At 60.7% G+C, this 25,816-nt stretch carries 24 protein-coding genes and 2 pseudogenes; 16 read left to right on the forward strand and 10 right to left on the reverse strand.

Annotation, left to right across the window (positions count from 1 at the left end; translation table 11 throughout):
• Positions 1 to 64 precede the first annotated feature (64 nt).
• Positions 65 to 259: pseudogene (locus RT97_RS06295) on the reverse strand (transposase); the annotation flags it as partial.
• Between the two features lie 104 nt (positions 260 to 363).
• Between RT97_RS06295 and RT97_RS06300 the strand changes: the two are divergent.
• Positions 364 to 1,068: a hypothetical protein gene (locus RT97_RS06300; protein ID WP_042577939.1), complete on the forward strand. Its 705-nt coding sequence runs from the start codon at positions 364 to 366 to the stop codon at positions 1,066 to 1,068.
• Positions 1,069 to 1,192: 124 nt separating this feature from the next.
• Here RT97_RS06300 and RT97_RS06305 read toward each other — a convergent pair whose 3' ends face one another.
• Positions 1,193 to 1,546 carry a helix-turn-helix domain-containing protein gene (locus RT97_RS06305; RefSeq protein ID WP_253278162.1) on the reverse strand — a complete coding sequence of 118 codons (354 nt, stop codon included), beginning with the start codon at positions 1,544 to 1,546 and terminating at the stop codon, positions 1,193 to 1,195.
• 117 nt (positions 1,547 to 1,663) lie between these two features.
• Between RT97_RS06305 and RT97_RS06310 the strand changes: the two genes are divergently transcribed.
• From RT97_RS06310 to RT97_RS06360, 11 genes are all read left to right on the forward strand, one after another.
• Positions 1,664 to 2,236 (forward strand): helix-turn-helix domain-containing protein, encoded by a 573-nt coding sequence (locus tag RT97_RS06310; protein WP_052810585.1) that lies wholly within the window; start codon positions 1,664 to 1,666, stop codon positions 2,234 to 2,236.
• Between the two features lie 356 nt (positions 2,237 to 2,592).
• Complete coding sequence (locus tag RT97_RS33760; RefSeq protein ID WP_253278163.1) at positions 2,593 to 3,174, forward strand: hypothetical protein; 582 nt, start codon at positions 2,593 to 2,595, stop codon at positions 3,172 to 3,174.
• Positions 3,167 to 4,273, forward strand: a complete 1,107-nt coding sequence (locus tag RT97_RS06320) for a relaxase/mobilization nuclease domain-containing protein (protein ID WP_155403748.1) — start codon at positions 3,167 to 3,169, stop codon at positions 4,271 to 4,273. Before RT97_RS33760 ends, RT97_RS06320 begins: the two co-directional genes overlap by 8 nt.
• Positions 4,274 to 4,895: 622 nt before the next feature.
• Entirely contained in the window at positions 4,896 to 5,147 is a 252-nt protein-coding gene (locus RT97_RS32400; protein WP_080898205.1) for a helix-turn-helix transcriptional regulator, read from the forward strand.
• 326 nt (positions 5,148 to 5,473) lie between these two features.
• The gene (locus RT97_RS06330; protein WP_042577942.1) at positions 5,474 to 5,821 is read left to right on the forward strand and encodes a type II toxin-antitoxin system Phd/YefM family antitoxin; all 348 of its coding nucleotides are present in this window, start codon (positions 5,474 to 5,476) and stop codon (positions 5,819 to 5,821) included.
• Positions 5,814 to 6,194 carry a type II toxin-antitoxin system RelE/ParE family toxin gene (locus RT97_RS06335; RefSeq protein WP_042577943.1) on the forward strand — a complete coding sequence of 127 codons (381 nt, stop codon included), beginning with the start codon at positions 5,814 to 5,816 and terminating at the stop codon, positions 6,192 to 6,194. Before RT97_RS06330 ends, RT97_RS06335 begins: the two co-directional genes overlap by 8 nt.
• 97 nt (positions 6,195 to 6,291) lie before the next feature.
• Positions 6,292 to 9,009 (forward strand): type I restriction endonuclease subunit R, encoded by a 2,718-nt coding sequence (locus RT97_RS06340; protein ID WP_253278164.1) that lies wholly within the window; start codon positions 6,292 to 6,294, stop codon positions 9,007 to 9,009.
• Positions 9,006 to 10,742: a restriction endonuclease subunit S gene (locus tag RT97_RS32405; protein ID WP_080898206.1), complete on the forward strand. Its 1,737-nt coding sequence runs from the start codon at positions 9,006 to 9,008 to the stop codon at positions 10,740 to 10,742. Before RT97_RS06340 ends, RT97_RS32405 begins: the two co-directional genes overlap by 4 nt.
• 2 nt (positions 10,743 to 10,744) lie before the next feature.
• On the forward strand, positions 10,745 to 12,466 hold the full coding sequence (locus tag RT97_RS06350) for an AAA family ATPase (RefSeq protein WP_042577945.1): 1,722 nt from the start codon (positions 10,745 to 10,747) through the stop codon (positions 12,464 to 12,466).
• A gap of 146 nt (positions 12,467 to 12,612) precedes the next feature.
• Positions 12,613 to 13,248 carry an HNH endonuclease gene (locus RT97_RS32045; RefSeq protein WP_052810587.1) on the forward strand — a complete coding sequence of 212 codons (636 nt, stop codon included), beginning with the start codon at positions 12,613 to 12,615 and terminating at the stop codon, positions 13,246 to 13,248.
• On the forward strand, positions 13,245 to 14,720 hold the full coding sequence (locus tag RT97_RS06360) for an HsdM family class I SAM-dependent methyltransferase (RefSeq protein WP_042577946.1): 1,476 nt from the start codon (positions 13,245 to 13,247) through the stop codon (positions 14,718 to 14,720). Before RT97_RS32045 ends, RT97_RS06360 begins: the two co-directional genes overlap by 4 nt.
• 62 nt (positions 14,721 to 14,782) lie before the next feature.
• Here the strand turns inward: RT97_RS06360 and RT97_RS06365 are convergent, their stop codons facing one another.
• The 4 genes from RT97_RS06365 to RT97_RS33060 all read right to left on the reverse strand — a co-directional run bounded on the left by RT97_RS06365 (position 14,783) and on the right by RT97_RS33060 (position 18,956).
• Entirely contained in the window at positions 14,783 to 15,532 is a 750-nt protein-coding gene (locus tag RT97_RS06365; RefSeq protein ID WP_155403749.1) for a hypothetical protein, read from the reverse strand.
• A 551-nt stretch (positions 15,533 to 16,083) separates the two neighbouring features.
• Complete coding sequence (locus RT97_RS06370; protein ID WP_042577948.1) at positions 16,084 to 16,743, reverse strand: DUF6988 family protein; 660 nt, start codon at positions 16,741 to 16,743, stop codon at positions 16,084 to 16,086.
• 104 nt (positions 16,744 to 16,847) lie between these two features.
• Positions 16,848 to 17,792, reverse strand: a complete 945-nt coding sequence (locus tag RT97_RS06375) for a hypothetical protein (protein WP_155403750.1) — start codon at positions 17,790 to 17,792, stop codon at positions 16,848 to 16,850.
• 498 nt (positions 17,793 to 18,290) lie between these two features.
• The gene (locus RT97_RS33060) at positions 18,291 to 18,956 is read right to left on the reverse strand and encodes a hypothetical protein (protein WP_155403751.1); all 666 of its coding nucleotides are present in this window, start codon (positions 18,954 to 18,956) and stop codon (positions 18,291 to 18,293) included.
• A 63-nt stretch (positions 18,957 to 19,019) separates the two neighbouring features.
• Between RT97_RS33060 and RT97_RS33765 the strand changes: the two are divergent.
• Positions 19,020 to 19,142, forward strand: a pseudogene (locus RT97_RS33765) (integrase); the annotation flags it as partial.
• A 382-nt stretch (positions 19,143 to 19,524) separates the two neighbouring features.
• Here the strand turns inward: RT97_RS33765 and RT97_RS33065 are convergent.
• Both RT97_RS33065 and RT97_RS33770 read right to left on the reverse strand, forming a co-directional pair.
• On the reverse strand, positions 19,525 to 19,692 hold the full coding sequence (locus tag RT97_RS33065) for a hypothetical protein (RefSeq protein ID WP_155403752.1): 168 nt from the start codon (positions 19,690 to 19,692) through the stop codon (positions 19,525 to 19,527).
• Positions 19,693 to 19,748: 56 nt separating this feature from the next.
• Complete coding sequence (locus RT97_RS33770) at positions 19,749 to 19,955, reverse strand: YadA-like family protein (RefSeq protein ID WP_253278165.1); 207 nt, start codon at positions 19,953 to 19,955, stop codon at positions 19,749 to 19,751.
• Positions 19,956 to 20,024: 69 nt separating this feature from the next.
• On the opposite strand from RT97_RS33770, the gene RT97_RS32050 reads away from it, so the two are divergent.
• From RT97_RS32050 to RT97_RS06400, 3 genes are read left to right on the forward strand one after another with little or no spacing between them, the layout of a single operon-like run.
• Complete coding sequence (locus RT97_RS32050; RefSeq protein ID WP_052810588.1) at positions 20,025 to 21,983, forward strand: YadA family autotransporter adhesin; 1,959 nt, start codon at positions 20,025 to 20,027, stop codon at positions 21,981 to 21,983.
• 5 nt (positions 21,984 to 21,988) lie between these two features.
• On the forward strand, positions 21,989 to 22,927 hold the full coding sequence (locus RT97_RS06395) for an OmpA family protein (protein WP_253278166.1): 939 nt from the start codon (positions 21,989 to 21,991) through the stop codon (positions 22,925 to 22,927).
• Positions 22,928 to 22,972: 45 nt separating this feature from the next.
• Complete coding sequence (locus RT97_RS06400) at positions 22,973 to 23,710, forward strand: Crp/Fnr family transcriptional regulator (protein ID WP_155403754.1); 738 nt, start codon at positions 22,973 to 22,975, stop codon at positions 23,708 to 23,710.
• A gap of 17 nt (positions 23,711 to 23,727) precedes the next feature.
• Here the strand turns inward: RT97_RS06400 and RT97_RS06405 are convergent, their stop codons facing one another.
• Both RT97_RS06405 and RT97_RS06410 read right to left on the reverse strand, forming a co-directional pair.
• Entirely contained in the window at positions 23,728 to 24,603 is an 876-nt protein-coding gene (locus tag RT97_RS06405; protein ID WP_042577954.1) for an alpha/beta fold hydrolase, read from the reverse strand.
• 155 nt (positions 24,604 to 24,758) lie between these two features.
• A complete protein-coding gene (locus RT97_RS06410; RefSeq protein ID WP_042577955.1) occupies positions 24,759 to 25,541 on the reverse strand; it encodes an IclR family transcriptional regulator in 783 nt (260 codons plus the stop codon).
• Positions 25,542 to 25,816: the final 275 nt, after the last annotated feature.

Raw genomic sequence — 25,816 nt, forward strand, 5'->3', positions numbered from 1 at the left:
TTGCTCGACCGCACCGCTCAAGATAATTGACGCTGGCCGCTCAAAGTAGTTGACGCCGGGCATTCAATCGGCTGTTCTCAAGCTCCAGGGCCTTCAAACGCTTGACGTCGGCGGCTTCCATCTGGCCGAAATGCTTGCGCCAGGCATAGATGGTGGCGTCGCTGACTTTGTGCTTCTTGGCGGCCTCGGCCACCGTCGTGCGATCTGCTTCGCGCAGGATCGTGACCATTTGCTCTTCTGAAAATCGACTCTTCTTCATGGGCTCCTCTTCGAGGCGGGAGCCATCTTCCTAGAAATCAATGTCTCGGAGAAACCGGGCAGGTCACGATCACCTCGCGGATCTTGAAAAGGAAGAGCGCCGCTTTGATCGCGGAAGTCGCCGAGCAGCACTCTGCTGTGATGGTGACTGAACAGGAGTGCCGCGCGTTCCTGCTGTCGAAGCTGCTGGGCAGGCCAACAGACAAGTTCTTCGCTGTGGCCAAGGAGATCAGCGATCTGCTGAAGATGCGCCAAGAGTTTCGCGCTCTGCATGAAAGCGAACCGGATCACTTCTGGAGGTCGGTCTACGATCGTGATTCGAAGCCACGATTGATCGCCGTGACGCTTGGCGCGATTACGCTATTTACCGCTCTGACGATCCGGTCAATCCCCGAAGGGCCATCGCTGTTTGATGTTCTGAACGATGAAGCTAGCCTGGCCTTCGTGTGGAAGTTCGTCCTGCTCTGCGGTTCGATGTTCTTGCTGCTCGTGCTTGCCCGCGTGGTGGGAACGAACTTCTGGCATGTGGCGACGACCTGGTGGACCAAGTCGGTTTCTGGCAAGGAGAGTCGCACCGCACTGCGACACTTAGCGCGTGATCTTGTGTTGTATCACAGGCCCGTGGTCACAAAGGATGGAGAGGGCTCAACAGTGGACGTAGCCACCCAAGAGGCCCAGCATCACCGCGCTCCTGGCGAACGCGGAGCGCCTGGAGACCATCATCGGGCCGTTCAGCTTGCAGTGGTTTGTTCAGTGGTCCTGGTAGGTGTCCTTGGCGCCCGGCGCCTTCGAACCCAAAGGCAAGTTTGATCTCCCTCGGCTCTCGCAGCCCCATTGAATACCGACGAAGTCTCGGACTCCCGAAATAGAAAAAGTCCAAGTTTTTATCCGCCCCCCTAGGTCAGAGGTCGAGGGAATCCGACAACCATGGTGTCTAGAGCCGCGCCTTGGCCGCTAACTCGGTTACGGAAACGCCAATGCCTGCGGCGATCTGAACAACGGTCATCACGCCAGGGTTTTGCATCCCTCTTTCGATACTGCTCATGTAAGAGCGATCGATGTGACTGCGATGCGCGAGTTCTTCTTGCGAGAGTCCGTGCGCTTTGCGCAATGCCTTGATGGCCGTACCCAGGGCCAACAGCGCTGGGTCGAGCGCGTGTTTGGGCGAGGCAATTGGCATGGACAAAATGCTCTCGCCTTGTGTACGATCGCACCACGGACGATCTTCCACATACCAGTCTTTCCTCCATATGTACTGCGTCGCCTCCAGGCCGGTTCTTGCGCTCAATCGCAGCTTCGTGGCTGTATGACTCGCAGACACGTCGCGTCGCCTCTGCCAACGGCTCGACCTCTGCGGCTGCCGGTCTCGGTGACACGTGTCAGGTCGCGGCAACCTGCCCTTGTCGTGCGCAGCTTGTCAGCGGCGCGCATCGGCGCACAGGTGAGGGCGCTGCGCATGGCGGCCGATGTGTCAGGCGGCGAGCTGGCCAAGATTTCGGGGATTTCTGCCTCGATGCTTTCTCGCATCGAGCGCGGTTTGGTCTCGCCTTCGGTGGAGACATTGGAGCGCCTCGCGCATGGGCTGCATGTGCCGACCTCGCGCTTCTTCAGTGATCAGGCGCGGCGCACTGACTTTTGCCATGTGCGTGCAGGACATGGTGTCTTGGTCGATCGCATCGGCGCGGTGGCGGACTACCGCTACGAGCTGCTGGGTCACCTGCTGTCGGGCAATCTGTTCGTCGAGCCCTACCTGGTCACGCTGCTGCCCGGCGCCGATCCCTATGTGACCTTTCAGCATCCGGGGTTGAAGTTCCTGTACTTTCTGTCCGGGGAGGTCAGCTACCGCTATGGCGGCAGGACCGTGGAGGTAAGGGAAGGGGACTCGCTGCTGTTCGATGCGACCGCACTGCATGGGATCGAGTCCATTCACACACAGCCGGTCTCTTACCTCTCGGTAGTGTTCACGCTGCGTGAGTAGGCTGCTCGCCGCGGTGGCGCGCCCGGGCAACGCCGAGTCGTAGGCGTCCTTGCGTCCCCGAAGTTCGGCATGCCGAACTTGGGAGGCACATCGGCCCGAACGCGGTGCGCCGAGCGCATTGGGAGGCGGTGCGGCGTCTCTTCATCGATCCCTGCGGCGAATCGTCTCGCTGAGGCCGACCGTTCGGTATGCCGAACATCGAAGGAGGATCCCGACATGCCATCGACGGTGGTAGTTTTGGGGGCGATGAAGGGGCGCGTTGAGTTCGACGTTGGAATTCCGAGGGCAAAGTCCTTGTGCGGCTATGAGGGCAGGATAGACTGACGTCAGACATTGTTTACTGCAACGGCGTTGCAATGACCAAGACCTCTCTATCAAGCCGTGTGATAGCCACCCGGGTGCCGCCCGAAACGAGGGCACGCTTCGCCGCGCTGGCGGCGCGGCATCACCTCAGTGCGTCGACCCTGCTCGCGAAGATGGTCGACGAGGTACTCAAGATCAACGGCGAAAACTCGCTGGACTCGGGTAGACAGCGGTTGCCACACGGATCGCAAAGCGGCATTGGCGAGGCGGATCGCATCACGCTGCGGCTTCGCAAGGGCGATCGAGCGCTCGCGGCCGGACGAGCCCGTTCGCGTGGAATGAAGACATGCAGCTACCTGGCCCTGCTGATCCACAACCATGTGCGTGACACCGCAGTGCTGCCACCGAACGAACTGAATCAGATCAAAGTGACCAACGCCCAACTGGCTGCGCTGGGACGGCAGCTTCGAACGTTCGGCATGCCGAACACTCAGCCCGTTCCGGTGGCACCGGACCTGGGCGAAGCCATCGCGACGGTCCGGCGAGAAGTCGAGAAGGCACGCGAAGCTATGGCAGCTGTCGTGCGCCGCAACCTCATCAGTTGGGAGACCGGCGAAGGGAACCGCCATGCCTAAGCAGATGGTGCGCGTAGACAGAAGCAGCCACGGCTCGGCCGGAGGGTCGCGCGATATGACCCTGGACATAGTGAGCTACGGCCGGCGAGGACCGGGTGGCGCGCTGCGCATCGGCGCCGACCAGATCGCGCAGATCCAGCGCACGGTGGGCCGTACGCCCGAGGTGATGGTGAAGGTCTCCGGCGGCGGGCGGGACATCGGTGGCGTCGAAGCGCATCTGCGCTACATCGGCCGGCACGGCAAGCTGCCGATCGAAACCGACGAGGGGCTGACGCAGCAGGAGCGAGGTGCAGCCAAGGAGGTCACAGCCGATTGGCAGCTGGAGCTTTGCAGAAGCCAGTACAAGCCGCGACCCGCTCCGGGGCAGAAAGACACGCGTGCGAAGTTGGTCCACAACATCGTCCTGTCCATGCCCGCCGGCACGCCACCGGAAAAGGTACTGACTGCGGCGCGCGTCTTCGCACGCGAGAACTTCGCGCTGCAATTTCGCTACGCCATGGTGCTGCACACCGATCAGCCGCACCCGCATGTGCATCTGGTGGTCAAGTGCGAGCACGAGTTTGAGCCCGGCAAGCGCCTCTACATCCGCAAGGACACGCTGCGCCAGTGGCGCGAGCAGTTCGCCGCACTGATGCGTGAGCAGGGGGTGGCGGCCAATGCCACACCGCGCCAAGTGAGAGGGCAGACCCGCAAGCCGTACAGGGATGCGATCCATCATCGGCTCCGCGCGCTTCGGGCATTCGGGCAACTGCCGCCCAGCGACCGGGCCAGGCATCGACCGCCGAAGACCTCGACCTTCATGCGCGCCAAACTAGAAAGCCTGCTCAAGGCCTTACAGACACAGCGAGGCACCCTGGATGCCGGCAAAGAGACCATGCAGCGTACGCGGCGGGAGGTGGTGGCGGGCTGGCACGCAGTTACGGATGCGCTTCGAAGTCAGGGCCAGGCTGAGTTGGCCGACCGGGTGGAACGCTTCGTCGCGCGCATGCCGGCTGTGCAGACTGATGCGCAGCGATTGGCGGATCGATGGAGGGAGACAGAGAGAAGTCGAACGCGGGATCGCGCGGATGCCGACTCGTCTGGACCACGTGTCCGATGATGGGTGGAGTCGTCGAGCCATAGCGGGTCGCGATCCAGTGGTGTGTGGGCCGCCGCGTGCGGGGCGGTCAACTTCACTGCATGTCGAACGAGGATCATGTGGAACGCATGCGAATAATGCGTTGCCCGGGCTTGTTGAGCACCTTCCTAGTCGATATCGCCTTGCGTCGAGCGACCCTGGACGTTCTCGAAGCATTTGCGCGCAGGATGGTGAGCGTGGATGCCTGCTTCTCGTCCGCGTATCGCTGCAATTGGCCGGGCAGTGATGTGGCTCACAACAGCGACGTATGTCGTTCGGCGATCTTCTGCAGGGTTGCCGCGTTGATACTGTGACGGTGTTGTCGTCTGAGCGTGGTCGTCGACGGGCCCGGGCCAGGCTGTTGGACTCCTGTCAAAACTGCCAGTTGTCAGAAGCTCTGAGTCGTCGCACGCTCCGCGCAAATCCATGCGGAAGACGAGTCTAGAGGGCGCCGGGTTGGCTGTGATTGCCGGGACGGTCCGGACGGCAGCGCTGCTCGGGTTTCAGCGCCAGTTCTGATTTTGTCCGGGGTCTTGAATTCATAAATTCACCGCCGGTACGCAAGCCGCGATTTGAAGGCTCGACCCAACTTCGAGGAGTTGTCATGCAATTTGAACCCCATGCCAATCACCGCCATGTTGATCTGTCGAGTGCGACAGGCCCCGCGTTTTTTCGCATGGCCGACGTGATACGCATCACCGCACTGAGCCGCGCCACCTTGTATCGCAGGATTGCTGGAGGCAAGTTTCCTCCTCCTGTGCATTTGGGCGGCCGCGCCTGTGGATGGCCGCGTGGGGCGCTTCAGCGCTGGATCGATGATCCGGAGGGGTATTCGAGCATCTCACGGCTTGGTTGATCTCAGCCGAGGCCCATTACTCAATGGCCAAATGCGGCTGCTGTTGGGTCAAGCGGTTCTTTGGACTATCGAGATGGGTGTCCGCCATAGACTGGTGCCGGACCTTCCAAACTGCGCAGATCTAGGGCTGCATAGGCACATGCAGACGTTCGGAATCTCCGCCCCTTTGGACAAATAACAGCGGGTTTCAAGGCGCGCTATGCCTTGTTACGCCATGCAGCCATCGAACGCGTTACCGGGCGCGCGTGACGGGTTAACTCGGAGTGGCGACGCCACCTTGCTCGGGTAAAATGCACAGAATTCTGTCATCTCCAAGGAGCGGGGCCATGAGCTTTTCAGCGAGCGACGTCGTGCCATTCACTCAGGCGCGAGCCAATCTCTCCGAACTGGCCGAACAAGCCAAGGCTGGCGCGGAGAAGATCATCACGAAGAATGGCGAGAGCTATGTCGCCCTGATTGACGCTGACCGGCTGGATTACTATCACCGCCTAGAGCGCGAGCGCATTCATCTGCTGCTGATTGATGACGCGAAGCGCGGCCTGGCCGACATCACGGCAGGTCGCACCCACGAGGCCGACGCCGCTATCACCCAGCTGCAGCAACGGAGGGCCGGTGCAACTGCAAAGGGGCCGGGCCGCCGCACTGCTACGGAAGCGACGAAGAAGCGTGGCTGAGCAGCTCGACCGGGCCGAGCTGACGGCGAATTTCCTGGAGCGCCTGGACGCCATTGAGGCGTTCTTGACCGAGGCAGACGCTGCCTTCGCGTTCGATGACTTGCTGGCAGAGCTGCGCGCCACGGTGATCCCGAATCTGGCGCGTTTTCCGCGCATCGGTCGGCGCTACCTTGACCACCCACCGCAATCAGCCGAAGCCCTTTCCCAACTCGGCACACTCCCGGCTGGCGCTACTAATGCGCTGCGCGAGTATCTGCATGGCGACTACCTCTTGTTGTACGCGGCCATGGAACTCAACGAAATGGTCTACTTACTGTCGATCCGGCATCACCGCGAACTGACGTTTGACTTCGCGGCTCACTGGCCGAGCTGAGCGGCCCACAGGGAAGGCGTATCCAATGACACCAGAAGCCAAAGCACGCCAGCAAATTGACCAAAAGCTAGAGAGGGCGGGCTGGGTCATCCAAGACATGAAGCAACTCAACCTCGGTGCGAGATTGGGCGTGGCCGTGCGCGAGTACCCCACCGGCACCGGCCCCGTTGATTACGTGCTCTTCGTCAATCGCGCGGCCTGCGGCGTAATCGAAGCCAAGAAAGACAGCGCCGGCGAAAACCTCACCGTGACCGAGACTCAAACTGAGCGCTACGCCACCGCGAACCTCAAGTGGCGCAAGGACAGCACCCAGCTGCGCTTCCTGTTCGAAGCCACGGGCGAGATCATCCGTTTCACCGACAACGCCGATCCCGCACCGCGCTCGCGCGAGCTCTTCCACTTCTTCAAGCCCGAGCAACTTGCCCAGCGGCTCGAGCAGCCGGACACCCTTCGCCGCCGCCTTGTGAGCAGCATGCCGGCGCTGCCCGAGCGCAACCTGCGCGACTGCCAGGTCGGGGCCGTCACGGGCCTGGAGAAATCGCTGGCACAGAACAAGCCGCGCGCCCTGATCCACATGGCCACCGGTGCTGGCAAGACCTTCACCGCCATCACCGCCGTCTACCGCCTGCTTAAGTTCGGCGGAGCCAAGCGCGTCCTGTTTCTGGTCGACACACGTAACCTCGGCAAGCAGGCTCACCAAGAGTTCATGGCCTACACGCCGCCGGACGATGGTCGCAAGTTCACCGAGCTGTACAACGTGCAGCGGCTGGCATCGAGCAACATAGACCCGCATTCGCAGGTGTGCATCAGCACCATCCAGCGCATGTACTCCATCCTTTCCGGAGTGCCCCTCGACGAGTCTGCGGAAGACGTTTCACTCAACGAGCTTCAACAGACGAGCAAGCAAGAGAAGCCCGTTCGCTACAACCCAGCCATCCCGATCGAAGAGTTCGACTTCATCATCATCGACGAGTGTCATCGCAGTATTTACAACCTGTGGAAGCAGGTGCTCGACTACTTCGACGCCTTCCTCATCGGCCTCACCGCCACGCCCGACAAGCGCACCTTCGGCTTCTTCAATGAGAACATCGTCGCCGAATACAGCTATGAAGACTCGGTGGCTGACGGCGTCAATGTCGGCTACGACGTCTTTGAGATCGAAACCGAAATCACGCAGAAAGGCGCCGAGCTTAAGGCCAAGGAGTGGGTGGACCACCGCGACCGGCAGACGCGCAAGAAGCGCTGGAGCGAAACAGAGGAAGACAACCTCTACACCGGCAAAGAGCTCGACCGCTCGGTCGTCAACGTGAGCCAGATCCGCCAGGTCATCCAAGCCATGAAGGCGGCTGTGGAAACTCAGATATTCCCCGCCCGCGAGGAAACGCCCAAGACCCTGATCTTCGCCAAGACCGACAGCCACGCCGACGACATCATCAACATCGTTCGCGAGGTCTATGGCCAGGGCAACGCCTTCTGCAAGAAGATCACCTACCGCGCCGAGGAAGACGCCGACAGCATCCTCAGCAGCTTCCGCAACGACTACAACCCGCGCATGGCCGTCACGGTCGACATGATCGCGACAGGCACCGACGTGAAGCCGCTCGAAGTGCTGCTCTTCATGCGCGACGTGCGCAGCAAAGGCTACTACGAGCAGATGAAGGGCCGTGGCGTGCGCAGCTTAGATGCCGACAGCCTCAAGCGCGTGAGCAACAGTGCTGAAGGCGCCAAGAGTCGCTTCGTGCTGATTGACGCCGTCGGCGTTGAAAAGTCCTGCAAGACGGAAAGCCGCTCGCTGGAAAAAAGGCCCGGCATGCCGCTTAAAGACCTGCTGCAAGGCGTGGCCATGGGCAGCCGCGACGACGACACCGTGCTCGCACTGGCCAATCGTCTGGTGCGCCTAAACAAGCAGCTCGACGACAAGGCCAAGGCCCGTATCGAAAGGGTCAGTGGCGGCATCTCCGTGGGCGAGCTAGGCAAGGCCTTGATCACCGCGCTGAACCCGGACAGCATCGTCCAGGCCGCCCTTGCCACCGCCAAAACCCGGGGCATCACTCGCAGCGAAGACACGCTGCCGCCGCAAGAGCTCGAGGCCGCCCGCGCCAGCCGGGTCGCCGCCGCCTGCGCGCCCTTCGACATGCCCGATTTGCGCGACGAGATCGAAAGCGCGCGCCGCGAGCGCGAGCAACTTATCGACCACATCAACCTCGATCAGGTCACCTTCTCCGGTTTTTCAGAGCAGGCCGAAGCCCAGGCCGAGGCCGTGACCCAGATCTTTGCCGACTACATCCGCCGGCACAAAGACGAGATCGCGGCTTTGGCCTTCTTCTACCAGCAGCCGTATCAACGCCGCGCGCTCACATTCGACATGATCGAAGAACTGCACGAACGCTTGAGCCGCCCGCCGCTGATGCTCACCACGGAGCGCCTGTGGAACGCCTATGCCCGCGTGCACGCAAGCCAGGTGAAAGGCGCGACGATCCGCCGTCAGCTCACCGACTTGGTTAGCCTCCTGCGCTTCGCGTTGAGGCTCGATGGGGAGGGCGCGGAACTCAAGCCTTTTGCCGACGAGGTGGATCGCCGCTTCCAGGCCTGGATCTTTCGTCACAACGCGCAGCGCGGTACCTCGTTCACGCCGGAGCAGACGGAGTGGTTGCGGTTGATGAAGGACCACATTGCGAGCTCGTGCTCAATTGCACGTAAGGATTTTGATTACGCCGAACTGGCCGACAAGGGAGGCTTGCAGAAGGCTTGGGGCCTGTTCGGCAAGGAATTAGACACGATGATGAATGAGATGAATGAGGAGTTGGTGGCGTGAGCAGACTACCGAGAGGTTGGAGTGCCGCGTCATTAGGCGAACTGGCATCGTTTGAAATGGGTCAGGCCCCCCCAGGGTCATCTTCGAACTTCGAAGGCGTCGGCACACCTTTCGTGAAAGCGGGGGAGTTTCGTGAACGTTCGCCCGTGATTCGCGAGTGGACTACGTCACCGTTGAAGTTCGGTCGATCAACAGACGTTTTCATTTGCGTCGTTGGTGCGACCGCCGGCAAGCTCAATCTCGGAGCCGATTGCGCGATCGGTCGTAGCGTCGCAGCCATTCGACCGGCGACAACAGGGATGCAGTTGTTTCTGTACTACCAACTTCTACCGCGCGTACTTGAGCTGCGCGCCGCGAGTAGGGGATCTGCGCAAGGTGTCATCAGTCAGAAAGTCTTATCCAGTATTAATCTAGTTGTTGCGCCACTAGGGGAACAAACCCGCATCGTCGCCAAACTCGAAGAACTGCTGTCCGACCTCGATGCCGGCGTGGCGGAGCTGAAGGCCGCGCAGAAGAAGCTGCAACAATACCGCCAGTCCTTGCTCAGAGCCGCCGTGGAAGGCGCGCTAACCGCCCCTTGGCGCGACGTGCAGCGTCGGCTCGGCACCTCTACCGAGACCGGCGCACAACTGCTACAACGCATTCTCACCGAACGCCGCGCCCGCTGGGAAGCCAAGCAGATCGCCAGGTTCAACGAACAAGGCAAGGTCCCCCCAAAAGACTGGCAGAAGAAATACCCCGCGCCGGTGCCGCCAGATACAGCCGATTTGCCGAAACTGCCGGATGGGTGGGTGTGGGCGAGCGTAGAGCAGATCTCAGAGATTCAAGGAGGAATCCAGAAGCAGCCGTCGCGTGCGCCAATGAAGAACAAGTATCCATTTCTTCGAGTAGCTAACGTCGCACGTGGGAAGCTAAAACTACAAGATGTACATGAGATTGAGCTTTTTCAAGGCGAGCTTGAACGTCTTGCATTAGTCGCCGGCGATGTGCTCATCGTCGAAGGTAATGGGAGCCTCACTGAGATTGGGCGTTGTGCGCTATGGGACGGCTCAATCGAGAACGCGGTTCACCAAAATCATTTGATTCGCGTGAGACCCGTGGGTGTCGTCAGCCAATTTGTAGAAACATGGCTCAACTCATTGGGCGGCATTGAAAAGTTATCAAAACTAGCTGCGACCACAAGTGGTCTGTACACGCTCAGCGTTAGCAAGATTTCCAAAATTCCCGTTCCGATTGCTCCCCGTGCAGAACAAGAAGCATCGATGCGGGTACTCATCGACAATCTTTCGGCGCTAGATGTTCAAGAGCAATCAGTTGAGCAATCGCTCAAGCAATCCACCGCGCAACGCGAGAACATCCTCCGTGCCGCCTTCGCAGGCGAGCTAGTTCCTCAGGATCCGAATGACGAGCCGGCTAGCGTGCTGCTGGAGCGCATCCGCGCGGAGCGAGCGGAGCGCGCCAAGCAGCCCAAGGTTCGCCGGATCAAACAAGAAAAGGAGATCGCCGCCGTGGTAAAAAAACTGATCAACGTGCTCGAAGAGGCGGGCGACTGGGTGCCGGCGCAAGAAGCTTTCCGCCGCTGCGGTGTGGCCGACGGCGCGCTGACTGAGCGCATCGAAGCGCTGTATGCCGAGCTGCGCGAGCTGGACAAGGCAGATCGCCTGGCGGTGGAGGTGGTGACCGATGCGCAGGGTCGCAAGCTGCACGACAAACTCAAACTGCTGGCGGGCTGAGCATGCGGCTAAACAAGCTCACCATCGGCAGTGCCAAGGACAGTCCCACACATCAGTTCAAGAACCTGAAGAACGTCACCATCGACTTCGATCAGGAACACTGGGTCACCGTTGTCATCGGTTGGAACGGCACCGGTAAGTCCAATGTGCTGGAAGCGCTAGCCATCATCTTTCGCGACTTGATCACCTACAAGGGAATGTCGGCGGAGAGGCGCAAGGAAATCCCTCGATTCGCTTTCAAGCTCTCGTATTACATGGGGAGGGGCGAGAACTTGCGTCACATACACATTGACGCCGACCCCGATCGTGAGAAGGAAGTTCTTCTCATCCACATCGCTGATGCAAAACAGGTCGATCAAGCCGAGCTGACGCACGGCCTGCCGGACTTTGGCGATGGCACAGAAGACAAATCGCTGCAAGGCGAGCCGATCAAACTTACGGCCTTCTTGAATGCGGATACAGAGTACCTGCCACGCTATGTGTTCAGCTACTACTCGGGCGAGAGCCCCCGCATGCACGATGTCTTCGAGCCCTATTTGAAGGACTACTATCAGGCTCTCCTAACGTCGCAGGTCGATCCAGCGCCAAAGCGGCTCTTCTACGCGTTGCCAGTTCACAGCCAGTTCGTACTTCTGGCGTTCCTGATTCAAACCGACCAGAAGGTCAAGGACTTCCTGGAGCAAGAGCTGGGCATCGACCCAGATAGTGGGGTCGAGTCAGTCCTTTTCGTCCTCCGCGAGCCTCCCTGGGATTCAAAAGAAGGTGATCCCCGGTTCTGGTACGCGAGAGGTTTGGTTCAACGATTCCTGGATCGCCTGATGGAAGCGTCCCTGGCTCCGATCACGATCAAGAGAAAATTGAAGAAGTCAATTTGGAACAAGAACACGTCGGAGCTTGAGTACAAGTACTTATATGTGAAGGACGTGGAGTCGCTGAGGGAGTTCGTAGGGAGCCAGCCTGCCAATGAATTCTTCCGCGACTTGGAAAGTACCTACGTCTCCGAGCTGATCGAAGAGATTCGCATACGTGTGCGTTTGAAGAAGAACGATGGCAGCGTGATCTTCCGTGAGCTCAGCGAGGGCGAACAGCAATTGCTCACCGTGCTTGGGCTACTGCGTTTTACTGCCGCGGACGAAAGCCTGATCTTGCTGGACGAGCCCGACACGCACTTGAATCCACGATGGTGCGTGAAGTACTTGAACTACCTGAAGTCATTTGTTGGGCAAACTAGTGAGGGTCAGGACAACAGCCATATCGTTCTGACGACTCATAACCCCTTGGCCATTGCTGAACTCGTCAAGGAACAAGTGCAAATCTTGTACCGTAGGGCAGGCAGCCGCACAGTGCGAGCTGAGAACCCGGCCGTTGATCCGAAAGGTATGGGGTTCGCCGGCATCGTGACGAGCGACATGTTTGGCTTGGGCACCAGCCTCGACAAGGCCACGAATGACGATCTATTAACCCTGCATGAACTATCTACTCAGAAGCAACCACTCAGTGAGGCTGAGCGTGCGAAGTTGCTTTCCGTTCGGCAGCGACTTGAAGGCTTGGACTTCAACTTCGCCTCACGAGATCGCCTAGAGCAAGAGTATCTGCGCGCTAGATTTGATCTGGCCTCAGACGGTGAGATCGACGGCGCCATCGTCACCCCAGAGAACAAGCAGAAAGCGCTCGATGCCTTGGTGAGCAGCCTGCTTCGCAGTTTGCAGGAGGGGCGAAGTTGAGGTTCGTTCAGATACCGTTGCCTCCGCATCTGCCGAAGCGTTGGCTCACCATCTATGCTGCCAGGTCCGCAGGCCTTAGCGCATGTCCTACCCACGATCTTCGGTCGACGTACTTCAAGAAGCACAGCAGCTGGGGGCGACTGAAAATGTGGCTCGCCCAGGCGAGCCAATACAGGTGCTGGTACTGCGAGGCAAAGAGTGATCGTGCCCCGTTCGACGTTGATCACTTCCGGCCGAAGCTGGGCGTCACGGTCGATGGTGCGGTGCTCCTCGGGCACGATGGCTACTACTGGCTGGCCTATGAATGGTGGAACTTTCGCCTCTCATGCCAGCGATGCAATCGGCCCGAGAAGGACAGCTCCGGCGTTTTGCATGGAAAGGCGAACGAATTTCCTGTCCGCGATGAAGCGCACCGGTGCGCGCTGCCCGCTGCAGTGCTCGCTGCCGAGGAGCCGATGCTCCTTGACCCGTGCGTTCAAGCCGATTGCGAGTTGCTGGCGCACGGCATTGACGGCGAGGTCAAGCCTCTTGCGTCGGAAGGCACTTGGGACAACCAACGCGCGCGATACACGATCGACCGTTTGGGGCTTAACTGGAATACGCCGGAGACAAAAAAGAACTCTTGGCGGCTGTTGGATGATCTGATTCGCCTTGCTGGCCATCAGCCCGCAGTCGTCGCGCATCTGCAAGAACACCTGTCTACGGACCACGAATACTCAAGCTTCTTCCGATCTGCCATCGGCACCCATCGCGACAAGGCGTGGGTGGAGGCACTTCTATGAATACATCTACCCTCATTCAGAAAGTCTGGAACTTCTGCCACACGCTGCGCGACGACGGCGTGGGCTATGGCGACTACCTGGAGCAGCTGACCTACCTGCTGTTCCTGAAGATGGCGCACGAATACGCGCGGGAGCCCTACAACCGCAACACGCGCATCCCAAAGCGCCACGACTGGGCCAGCCTGCGAAGCAAGACCGGCGAGCCGCTGGAGGCGCACTACCTGGCCACGCTGCACAAGTTGGGACAAGGCACAGGTATGCTCGGCGCGATCTTCTTCAAGGCCCAAAACAAGATCCAGGATCCGGCCAAGCTCTCGCGCCTGGTACAGATGATCGACGAGCAGAGCTGGGTGGGCATGGATGCCGACACCAAGGGCGATCTCTACGAGGGCCTGCTGCAGAAGAACGCGGAAGACACCAAGAGCGGCGCCGGCCAGTATTTCACGCCGCGTCCCATCATTCAGGCGATGGTGGAGTGCCTGCGCCCTGCGCCCGGTAAGACCATTGCCGACCCGGCCTGCGGCACGGGCGGCTTCTTCCTCGGTGCCTACAACTGGCTGACCCGGCCTGGCGCCAAGCTGGACAAGCGGCAGAAGGAGTTCCTGCGCGATGCAACCTTCCAAGGCAACGAGATCGTGCCCAACACGCGCCGCCTGTGCCTGATGAATCTCTTCTTGCACAACATCGGCGAGCTGGAGGGTGAGCCTGCGGTTGACCGCTCAGATGCGCTGATCGCCGAGCCCAAGGCCAAGGTGGACTACGTGCTGGCCAACCCGCCCTTCGGCAAAAAGAGCAGCATGACCATCACGAACGAGGAAGGCGAAGAAGACCGCGACGCGCTGACCTACGAGCGTCAGGACTTCTGGGAGACCACCTCGAACAAGCAGCTCAACTTCCTGCAGCACATCGTGAGCATGCTGAAGGTGAACGGCAAGGCCGCCGTGGTGCTGCCCGACAACGTACTGTTCGAAGGGGGCGCTGGCGAAAAGATCCGACGCAAGCTGCTAGATACCTGCGACGTGCACACCATTCTGCGCCTGCCCACCGGCATCTTCTATGCGCAGGGCGTGAAAGCGAACGTGGTGTTCTTCGACAACGCGCCCAAGGATGGCCGTGTGCACACTAAAGGCGTCTGGTTTTACGACCTACGTACCAACAAGCACTTCACGCTAAAAACGCGCACGCTAAAGCACGATGACCTGCAGGACTTCATCGCGAGCTATCACCCAGACAACCGTCACGAGCGGAAAGAGTCCGAGCGCTTCAAGTACTACCGCTACGAAGACCTTATTGCGCGTGACAAGGCCAGCCTAGACATCTTTTGGCTTAAAGACGAGAGCCTGGACAACCTCGACGATCTTCCGGCACCGGACGTGCTGCAACAGGAAATCATTGAGCATCTCGAGGCAGCGCTACTAGCGTTCCGCGACGTCGCGGCGAGCTTGCCGAAATCAGCGCCGGCTGCGACTTGACGGGAAGGCCAATCTGATGCTCGATCACCAGGAATTGTATTGGTCGTGCTGAATGGGGCGTGTCAAGGAGCAGCTTGTTGAGCCGGCGGGCGTGTCCACGTGCGCATGATGCAGTCGCGGCCACAGTCATAGACGAACATCCTCTCGAACTGACATCGGTCATCGAGCGTTGCCAAGTACTCATCGAGATCGGCAAGCCAAATCTCATCAGGAAACATCGGGTTGCCGTCGATGTAGGCCAACAGGCTGATTTGGCCTTGCGGCTTGTAGGTCTTGGACATCTTGCTCGCCAGCGCGTCGACGCTCGGATCGCCAACCCAGACGGCAGACGAGGCGTCGAAGAGGGGACCAACGAAGGCTCCTCTACTCACATGAAGATAACTAATAACAGTTCCCAGAGGGTTGCTGTCGCTGAATGCGTCACCTTCGAATCCAGGAGGCAGCCTCATCAGGTACTGGAAGATGGATGGCAGCGCATTCTTGCGCCGCTGTCCACTCATACCAGATGTGAAGTCGAGAGCGATGTCCGCGTTGCTAAAGGCTTCTCGAAAGGCGGCGGCGTTCACCGGTGTCATGCCATCGAGGAACTCGTAGCACGCGCCCTTGGTACTGAGCGACTGTCCGACCGATGCGCTGTAGTCACGATCGACTATCTCGACCAGTTCGAACGAAGCAAACGCCCCATCTTCACCGACGTAGAGGATGTCTGGTTCCGGCGGCGGTCGACTCGCAAAGCTGCCGCCAGGTAGCAGACCGGCGGTTCGCGCGAAATGTTCGAATACCAAGCGCTCCCGCTCTTCCTTTGAGGTCATGGCTGATGTCGAAGTCGAATGAACGGCCCGGTGAGACGATCTGCGATGTCAGCGCTGGGTTCACATGACGACGTCATCGTAATTGGGTTGATCCCGCCTCTGTATATACGCTGTGCCACGCACATCGCTGCGGCTGGCGGGTCTTGTGCAAGAAGGGCGCGCGAAGCCCGCATGAACGCTGGGCTTGCGAAGGAGTCGCAGCCTTCAGGAATCATGTGCTCGCGAGGCGCCTCTTGTGGCGCATGTGCACGAAATTTCGTGTGCAAGGAGAAGCCGCGAGCCCGCATGAATGCTGGGATTTCTGAAAGGTTAGATGGCTTACACAAGGACTCAACACCCTTCGATTTCTTGAAGAGATCCGTGCTTCAATGACTGGTTGGAGCGAAAGCGGACGACGAATGTATGTTCTGTCATTGACCGCAAGCGCTGCAAAGCAGCCGTTTTGAAGAACTCGAGTCGCGAAGCGTGAACTTCGAAGCGCTGGCGAAAAACGGCACGCCGCTGACGCTGATGACCGGATAATTTCGAAACGACGCGGCGAAGTCAAAGGCTCAGTAGGACGGCAAAAGTGGCGTCAGGCAATCTTCAAAACCAACATGTACCCGGTTCATGCGCGCGGCAAGTACAGGATCGCCCGTAAGAATGGCCAACAACATCGCTGCGATTGTTACCAGCCCGTTGGAGCATTCAATCAGCTGACAAACCAGCTTCAACGGGAATCCATCTTGATGCCGCCGCAGAGCATGCACTCCAACATGCACAAAAGAATTCAGCGCGTGTCTCTGCATGTCTTCGAACCTGCCAAGCATTGCAGCGGGCGCGGCTGCTGCTGGCACTGCGATCGACGCGCCGCGCAGCTGCTTGATCATCTCTCGGGCTGCCGGGAGCTTTCGGGCCGCTTCGTCTGCCTCAACGGTGAGCGGGGCCGCAGCAAGGGTCACTTGGCTTTCGGAAGCCGCGAACAGGAGCCAAGCCGAACGCGTGGTCGATTCGAACTGGAGGCGCATCAAGGGCACCGCCGACGACACGAACCCGCCTTCGACCAAAGATCGAAGGGCCCGAGCGTGATCGATTGAAAGCGAAGCGGCCGTCACGCTCAAGCCCAGCCGCTCGGCGCCATCGCCGTATACGGGGTACTGATCGAGGTCGAGCATTCGCATGATCGTCGCGTCGAGTTCGTCGGAGCGGAGGAGAAGGCGTTCGATGTCCATTCGTCAAGATTCGCCCAGGCAGCTTGCAGCGGCAAATTCAAAAGTTTTCCATACCGACAACATGGTACGGGCAGCGGCGACGCCGCGTTCAAACTGCGCGGGCCTCAACCTAGGCTAATCCTTCCGGGTCGCCAGTTCTCGCCCGGATCCGGTCCATCGGTGTTTGGTCTCTTTTCATTTGCCCCATGTGACCGAAAACGCATGGGGTCTTCACCAAACTGGCGCACGATCTCGTTCGCAAAGCCCAACACCTCGTTCTGCACGTAAGTTTCCAGATAGCTCTGGGTGACGAAATCAACAAGGTATTTGCCTTTGACGCTTCTCATCTCGATCTGGCGCTGGAAGCTTGCCCGGCCAGCGGGTTGAGGCTCTGCGTCATCCCTGTCCAAGTCCAACATGAACAGGTGGTCACGAACCACAATGGCGTTGAAGTACAGCTGGATGCTTTCATGCTCGTACGGTCTTGAGTGCACCATGCCAAAGCCCTTCATGAACTCCTTCACGGCTTTGACTTGGGGCAGGATCAGCGCGTCGTAGACGTTTTCATGCAGCGCGAACCAGTCGCTGCCCTTTCGAACGATCTTCGCGAACTGCACGCTCTTCTTGGGTTCCTTGTAGTAGTAGTGCTCATGCTGCAAGCCGTAGTGCCGCATCATCATTGCGTTCGCGGACTTATTCGTCTGCCACGGAAACAGGTACTCCATTCCCTCCACGGCCTCCTTATCGATCTCGCTTTTGTCCGTCTGCAGGAACACGAACGGGCTGTCGCTGTCCTTGCATTCAATGAACATGTGAACGCAGACTTGAAACTTGAACGTCTTGTTGTTCAGCACCATCTTGAAGGCGCGGATGTCAACTTCCCGGCTCTTGCCCTCGTCTGGATCAACGTAGGCATGGCTGCGCTCCACGTAGAAGCCCATCCGCTCAACGGCGATCGCCACTTCGTGCTCAAACAGGTAGCCGCTTTTGCGCAGCGCTTCCATCATCCGTTTTGGGGATGGCTGTCCAGCTTCATTTTCGGCCTTGGGAGCATGCTCAGGTTTGGTCATGCCCGGTACTGTGCCAGAGCCTAAATCTTCTGTGGGGCCCTCTGCGGCGTTGGGTTTCCGATCAGTAGCCACGGAAGTGTGCAGGGCTTCAATCCAACACTGACTGCTTCAGACTGGTTGCTGTCGTTAGCCTGTCGCGAGCGAGTGGCGGCTACAAGCGTTGAACGCACATTGCCAAGTACTTTCAACGACCGCTGGGCCCGTCGCGTGAGTCGTGACATCGCGTCAGCCGCTCGCGCACGGCGCAGAGAAACAATTTGGCTGGAGCTGCTCGTGCCGCCAGCTACTGCCGCGCTGGGCTTCGCGATGCTGGCCGCCATCGTCAGCGTCCAGATTGACAAAGCCTTTCGTCGCGAACAATGGCTACCAGTTTGGCCTGGCGTTGCTCGACGGCCTGCTTGCTCGCAAAGCCGCGTCGTGCTGGCACAGACTATCCCGAGAATCGGGGGTAATGGAAAAATTTCAGAAGATGCGAACCACCGTAGACGAAAGAACCTTCTACAGGGACTCGATGATTTCCCGAGTGCCAGTTAGCATTTCACCAACGTCGCGAATGTCGAAGTCATCCCATTGCGCATGCAGCGCCTTGTTGCGAATGCCGGCGTAGCTTTTCCATCGCTTGGCTTTCACCGGTGTTGTCGCTCCCTGTTTCGCGAGCGCATCGATGATTGCATCAAGCGCTACTCCGGCTTGGACTACGCCGACTTTCTCCGCAATTTTGCGAACCGCGTCTTCGAAGACGGCGCTGCAAAGAACCGCCGATTCGGTCTTCTTACCTGCTTTGTGAAACTCTGTAGCATGGTCAAGAAAATCATCGAAGGTTGACGCGACAAAGATGTATTCAGCCTTGCGAAGAAGCCCTTGCTTCATTTCTTCTGAGATTGCTTCGAGAAGGCCAACAAGCTTTTGGACGACGCTAAATGGTGCGCCCCCTTTCAATTCTGGTTGTTCCACGATGCGGCCCACTTCCTCAAGAAAGTACGTTCCCGGCATTGCGCACAACGAGAAAAAGTTCGCGACTGAGCCGATCCAAGCATGCGCCTGCGGAATGTCTCGCGAGTCAAACCAATATTCGGGGCCGTACTCCCCGTGTCCGATCCTTCCCGACAGCGCACGACCGCGGGTCAGTAGTTCTTCACAACGCGCTTCTAGATCGGGTGTCATACAGATTCGTCTAAAGTGATTTAGGTCGAGCGTACGACAACAAGGTGGCCCCGTCTGGTCTAACGCAAAACTAAGAACCCTCGTGCGGTGCATTTACTTCTTGGACATACGAAACCGGAAAGCACGGTTCGGTACCTTGGGACCGAAGTAGAAAAAGCATTGAAAATCTTCGAACAGACTGAATTGCAGATCTCTTGCCGGCAGCCGATTCCTCGATCCTGGCTGTCAGCTATCTGGCTGCCTGCAGACGTGCTGCGGGGACGCCGAAGACGGCTCCCGCTGCAAAGCCGACATCGCTATCGAAAAAATGCGAACTAGGCTAGCGTCCTCGCCGCCGAATCGCGCAATAATCTCTCCAGACCAATCAAGTGCACTACCTGCAAATTTGCATTGCACAGGTCTTAGATGGTCTGGGTGTACCCGAAGTTGTACCCATAGAACCGGAACAGAGACTGAAAGCAAGTACTGGCGCAGGTTGCGAACGATTTTTCGATTCCGCCCCAGCCACCATTCATCACTTTGCGGTCTTCGACAGATGACCGCCAAAGTTAAAAAAGCCCTAAGTAAATCAATTACTTAGGGCTTTTTGCATTTCAAACCTCCCATCTTTCCCACCGTAAGCCGGCCATTCGTCGCCGACGATGGGGCAAGTTCCAGAAGCAGGCACGGCAACATCAAGAAAGTTGCCGGTGTCGATGGCACGGGGCGTCTTCACACCGGATTTGGTTTGGGCCACTTTGCGCCTTGCGTGATGGCGACGCTGCAACCCCCTGCAGCGCCGCATTCGACCTCCTACCACTCGTAGCCCACGCCGACCCCCAGGTTGAATTTCTGCCCGCTGAACGAGCCATTGACCTTGTAGACCCAGCTGCCGCTTTCGGAGCGCTGCGAGAAACCGACCGCGAGCGCGCCGTAGCCCGCGTAATGGCCGACTCCCAGTGACATCAGCGTCTTGCCTGGTGTCATCGCCTGCGGCAGCGAGCTCATTGCCGTTGCCATGGCCACTCCGGAGTACGCAATGCGCGCGATGTCGCGCAGCTGAACACGCTGGGCACCGGCATCGCCAACGTGCTCGGTGGCACCTACATCGGCGGTGTCTACACGCCGCCGACATTCACCACGGTCGGTGGCGGTAGCGCGACGACGGTGCAGGGGGCGCTCGACAACCTCGGCACCGCAGTCTCCAACGGCGCAGTCGGTCCGGTCCAGCGAACCGGCAAGGACGGGCAGCTTGCCCTCGTGGCACCAGGTGCGACGGGTGATGCGCCAGGCGCTGCTCAGCAGCTGACCAACGTGAAGAACGGCGAGCTGTCCAGCACATCGACCGATGCGGTCAACGGCAGCCAGCTGCATGCGGTCAGCCAGGCGGTTGCGGCGGCCGGCACCAAGGCGGACAACTCGGTGCAGTACGACAAGGGAGCCGACGGCACGCCAGGAAAGTCCAGCATCACGCTGGGTGGCATGGGCGCAGACGGCAAGCCGCTGTCGACGGTCCCGGTGAAGCTGGGCAACGTGGCCGACGGCAACCTGGCCGAGGGTTCGAAGGACGCGGTCAACGGCGGCCAGCTGCATGCGACCAACCAGAACGTCACCAACCTCGGCAACGACCTGAAGAACCTGAGCACGAACATCAACGACGGCAAGGTCGGCCCGCTTCAGCGCACCGATACAGCCGACGAACTGGTGCTGGTTGGCAAGGACGGAACGGCAGCCAACCCCGGCGCGGCGCAGCGCGTGACTAACGTGGCCAACGGCACCGGCAACGGCGATGCCGTCAACTTCGGCCAGTTGCAGGAAGTGGCTGGCACGGCGAACAACTCGGTCCAGTACGACGGTGCCGACAAGGGCGCGGTGACGATGGGCGGCCAGACCTCCACCGACGGCGGCAAGACCGGCGGCACCAAGGTCACCAACGTGGCGCAAGGCGCGGTGAACGACAAGTCGACCGATGCGGTCAACGGTGCGCAGCTCAATGCCACGAACACGGCCGTGTCGAACTACCTGGGCGGCGGTGCGAACCTGAACGAAGGCAAGGCGCCGAGCTACACCGTCCAGGGCAACACCTACGGCAACGTGGGCGGCGCGCTGGGTTCTGTGAACGACAACCTCACCACCGTCAACAACGCGATCAACGGCGGCGGCATGAAGTACTTCCGCGTCAACTCGGCACTTCCCGATGCGACGGCCAGCGGCGCCGACGCCGTGGCCGTAGGCCCGCAGGCGGTGGCCAGCGGCGCTTCTTCGGTGGCCTTGGGCTCGGGCGCCCAGGCCACGTCGGCCAGCGGCACGGCCATCGGCTTCAAGGCGGTGGTGCAGCAGACGGGCGGCGTCGCACTCGGCGCAGGCTCGGTCGCCTCGACCGCCGCGGGCGTGGCCGGCTATGTGCCGGAAGGTGCCAGTGCGCAGCAGGCTTCGGCCGTGCGGGCGACGAAGGGCACGCAGGGGGCCGTGTCGGTGGGCGATGCCAGCAACGGCCAGTTCCGCCAGATCACCGGCGTGGCTGCAGGTACGGCCGACAGCGATGCAGCGAACGTGTCGCAACTGAAGGCTGCGGCCAGTTTGGTCAAGGCCGGCAGCGTGCAGTACGACACCAACCCCGACGGCACCACCAACTACGGGCAGATCACGATGGGCAACGGCCTGGCACCCGACGGCACGCGCATTTCCAACGTGGCACCGGGGGTTCAGGGGAACGACGCTGTCAACGTGAACCAGCTCAACGGCGCCGCCGCCGCGTCGATGAACTACACCGACGCACGCTTCAACCAGCTGGGCACCGCGCTGAGGGACATCGAGAAGAAGTCGTACGCAGGCACGGCAGCCGCAATGGCAATGGAGAGCGCGCCCTATGTGCCGGGCAAGGTCTCTTACGCAGCCGGCTTGGGCCACTACCAGGGGCAGACGGCCGTGGGCGCCTCGCTGCGCAAGACGGCCGAAAGCGGCCGCTGGAGCGTGAGCGGCGGGGTGACCGCGACATCGGCCGGCACCGTCGGCTTGCGCGCCGGCATCAGCGGCGTCTGGGATTGATCGGCATGCACGCACAACGCAACGGAAAAACGCATCGAGCAAAGATGAGCATGAACAGGAAGAATCGCGCCCCGGCGCTCGGAGCCCGGGCCGCCATGGCGGCTGCGGCATTCAGCGCGGCGGCGCTTCTCGGGGGCTGCGGAACATCGACCGTGAGCAGGGATGTCATGGGGGACGGCACCGCTGGCGAAGTCGTTTTTCCGGAGGCGTCCAGCGCTTCGGCGAAGGGCGGCATCTTTCCCAACGTCGACAACCTGCGGCAAGTGGGGGCCGGCGTGACGAAGGGCCAGTTGTACGACCTGCTGGGCGCGCCGCACTTTGCGGAAGGCATCGGGGCAGTGCGCGAGTGGGACTACCTCTTTCAGTTTCGCGCTGTTTCCGGCACCGGCGTGACCACCTGCCAGTACAAGGTGCTTTTCGACAAGGAGATCCTGGCGCGCACGTTCCATTGGAAGCCGGCAAGCTGCGCCGAGTTTCTGAACGCGCCCGCAATGGCGATTCCTCCGATGATGGCGCTGGCTCCGCGGCCGGAGTCTTCGTCTTCTTCGCCCCGAGCGGTGAAGACGTCGTCCATCGGCGCCGACGGCCTGTTTCGATTCGGCAAGCATGCACCGGAGGATCTGCTTCCCGAAGGGCAGCGCCGCATCGCCGCGTTGGCCGCACAGATGCAACGCGATTTCAAGCGGCTGAGCAGCGTGCGCATCACCGGGCATGCCGACCGGCTCGGCACCGCCGCAGAGAACGACGCGTTGTCGGTTTCGCGAGCCCAGACCGTGCGGACGCTGTTCGTTCAGTCGGGCATTCCCGAGGGCGTGATGCAGGTACGCGGTGAGGGCAGCCGCCGCCCGGTGGTCGCTTGCCCCGGCAGCGCCGCAAAGGCGGCACTGGTGGCTTGCCTGCAGCCCAATCGGCGCGTGGAGGTCGAGGTTGCTGGAGAGTCGTAGGGGTTCGTTCGGCGGGCAAAGGCCTTGATCGAAAAGAAGAGGGACTTGCCGACTCCACCCGACGGCAAGCCCGGAGATTCGGCGCTGATCCGGCAAGGCTTTGCTTTGTCGGAAGTTTTTTCTTCATGGCCGCGCGAGCTCCTCGAACGGTTGCAGCCTGCGTCCAGGCTGCGCCGGTACGTGCGCGCCGAGCTGGTCCACAGCGAAGCGAGCGGCGGGCCGGAAGTGCTGATCGTGGTGGCGGGTCACATCATGGTGGAACGCATCCACCCGGACGGCTCGCACGCACCCCTCGCGATTCTCGGACCCGGATTCGTGGTCGGAATCTCGCGGGGACTGAGTCCGGACGACGACCCGCTGCACAGCTATCGGGCACATGGCGATGTGATCGTGATTCACCTGCCGGCGCCCGTCGTCTTTCGCACGCTGAGCTCCGAGGTGTTGCTGTGGAAAAACATGGCCCGCGCGCTGTCGAAACAGCATCGCCAGATCGTCACCACGGTGCTGGACCAGCTCACGGGCAACACGCGCCAGCGCCTTGCGGCCGCCATTGGCGGACTCGCGCGGATCTACGGCGTGGAAGACGGCACGCGCCGCTTGCGCCTGCGGCTCTCGCAGGATGACCTGGCCGCCATGTTGCAGGTGACCCGCAGGTCCATCAACAAGGAGATGAGGATGCTCGAGGACATGGCGCTGATCCGCTCCGAGTACAACGGCGTGGTCGTTCTCGACTTGCCGACGCTGCGCAAACTTGGGCAGAGCGCGACGGAAATCGGAGCCTGATCGGCGAGCCTTGCCCGTCACCCGGGCGGCGAATGAACCCGCTCCAGAAAGTCGCGCATCAGCGCAACCACTTCATCGAGGTGCGTCTCGAGCAGCCAGTGCCCGCCATCCAGCAGGTGGAACTCGGCGTCCGGTAGATCGCGAAGGTAGGCGCGCCCCGATTTTTCCGGCATGTAGTGATCCTGCGGTCCCCACATGATCAGCGTCGGCGGCCGGTGCTCGGCGAGGTACCGGCGATGCTGCGGGAACCAGGCGCGGTTTTCCTTCAGTCCCGCGATCAGGCTGATCGCGATCTCCTTGCGCTTCGGCGTGACCAGCGACCAGTGCAGCTTCCACAGGTCCGGAGGAATGCGCTCGGCAAGCTCGGGTCGCACTGCGTTGAGGAACTCCTCCTTGAACACTTCTTCGGTGATCGCCTCGGCCAGCTTCGCGCGCATCTGCGCCGCCGGCAATGCCCAGGTGCTCTCGATCTCGGCGTACTTCGGCCCCAGCGCATCTTCGTAGGGGATGTCGCCGTTCTGGATGATGAGGGCCTCCACGCGATCGGGCCTCTTGATGGCAAGGCGCGCGCCGATCGGCGATCCGAAGTCGTGCAGATAGAGCGCAAAGCGTTCGATGCCGAGCGTCTTCACGAAGCGATCGAGAAATTCCGCGTAGCCATCGAAGCTGTAGTCGAAGTCCTCCGGTGTCGCGCTGTAGCCGGCGCCGGGATAGTCCGGCGCGACCAGCCGCCAGCGGTCGGCCAGGCGGGGCAGGAGGTTGCGAAATTCGTACGACGAGCACGGGTACCCGTGCGGCAGCAGGACGACGGGTGCGTCGGGCGGGCCCGCCTCGCGGTAGAAGGTTTCGACATCGCCGAGCCGGATGCGGCGGTGTCGCACGTGAGTGTCCATGCGCTTCTCCTGTTCGTATGCCGACCGGACCCATGTCCGGCTTCGCATGGCAGGAGGTTAAAAAATCTTTCGCGCGTGTCGACGGTCGGCGTGCGCCGACGGAGTTCGTAGGCCTGGACCGAGAGGGGCCGCCACCGATGCGGGCGTGTGGCGCTTCAGGCCCGCTTCTTGAAGTGCGCAGACGCGCCGCTCGCACGTGCCAGCGCTTCCGCCGATTCCAGGAGCACGGGCCCCAGTTCCAGCATGCGTTCCTCGGTCAGGCGCACCAGCGGCCCCGCGATCGTGATGACGCCGATCACCGCGCCGTTGCCGCTGCGCACAGGCGCGGCCATGGCCGTCATCGCGGGCGCGAACACCTCGTTGATCATCGAAAAGCCGCGCTTGCGCGCCGCGCGCAGGAAGGTCAGCAATGCCTTGACGGTGGTCGGCGCCTTCGGACCGAAGTCCTCGGGTTGTCCGAAGCCTTGCCGGGCGACCAGCTGGAGCGCCTGTTCGTCCGTCATCGTCGAGAGCCACGCGTGGCCGGCCGAGCTCGAAGAGAGGTTGACCGACAGGCCCATGTCCGGGTCGTAGCGCAGGCCGCGCGTGGCGCCTTGCGCCTTGGCCACGAAGGTCAGTTCGTCGCCATCGACCACGGCAAGCCGCACCAGCTCGCCCGAACTGGCCGCGAGCCTGTCGAGCAGGGGCTGGGCGATGTCCACGATGCCGCTGTTGCTCAGGAAGCTCAGGCCCAGCGACACCAGCTTGATCGTGAGCATGTAGTCGCCATGGCTCTGGTCCTGCCGCACATAGCCGCAGCGGACCAGTTCGCTCAGCAGGCGATGGGTCGCGCTCAAGGGCATTTCCAGCGCGGCGGAGAGCGCCGACAACGCTCGGCCTTCGGGGTGGCCGGCAAGGTGTTCGAGCACCTTGAAGCTGCGTTCGAGTATGGCGGTCATGCGGGCAACTTTAGCATTTTGCCAAGTGTTTTCACTAGTAGAAAGATTTTCCACTTGCCGATTAAGATCGCGCCGCCAGAGGTCGAGGCGCCAGTGGTTTGCCCCGACATGCACCCCTCACATCGAAGCTGGAGATCCAATCTTGAGAACGCTTTACCGCTCGCTGGCCACCGCCGGCCTGGCCCTCGCACTGGTCGTTCCTGCCTTGGCACAGGCGCAGCAGGAGCGCGTGATCCGCTTCGGCCACCTGAACAACGCCGACCACCCCGTGAGCT

Source organism: Variovorax paradoxus (assembly GCF_000834655.1).
Taxonomy (GTDB): domain Bacteria; phylum Pseudomonadota; class Gammaproteobacteria; order Burkholderiales; family Burkholderiaceae_C; genus Variovorax; species Variovorax paradoxus_F.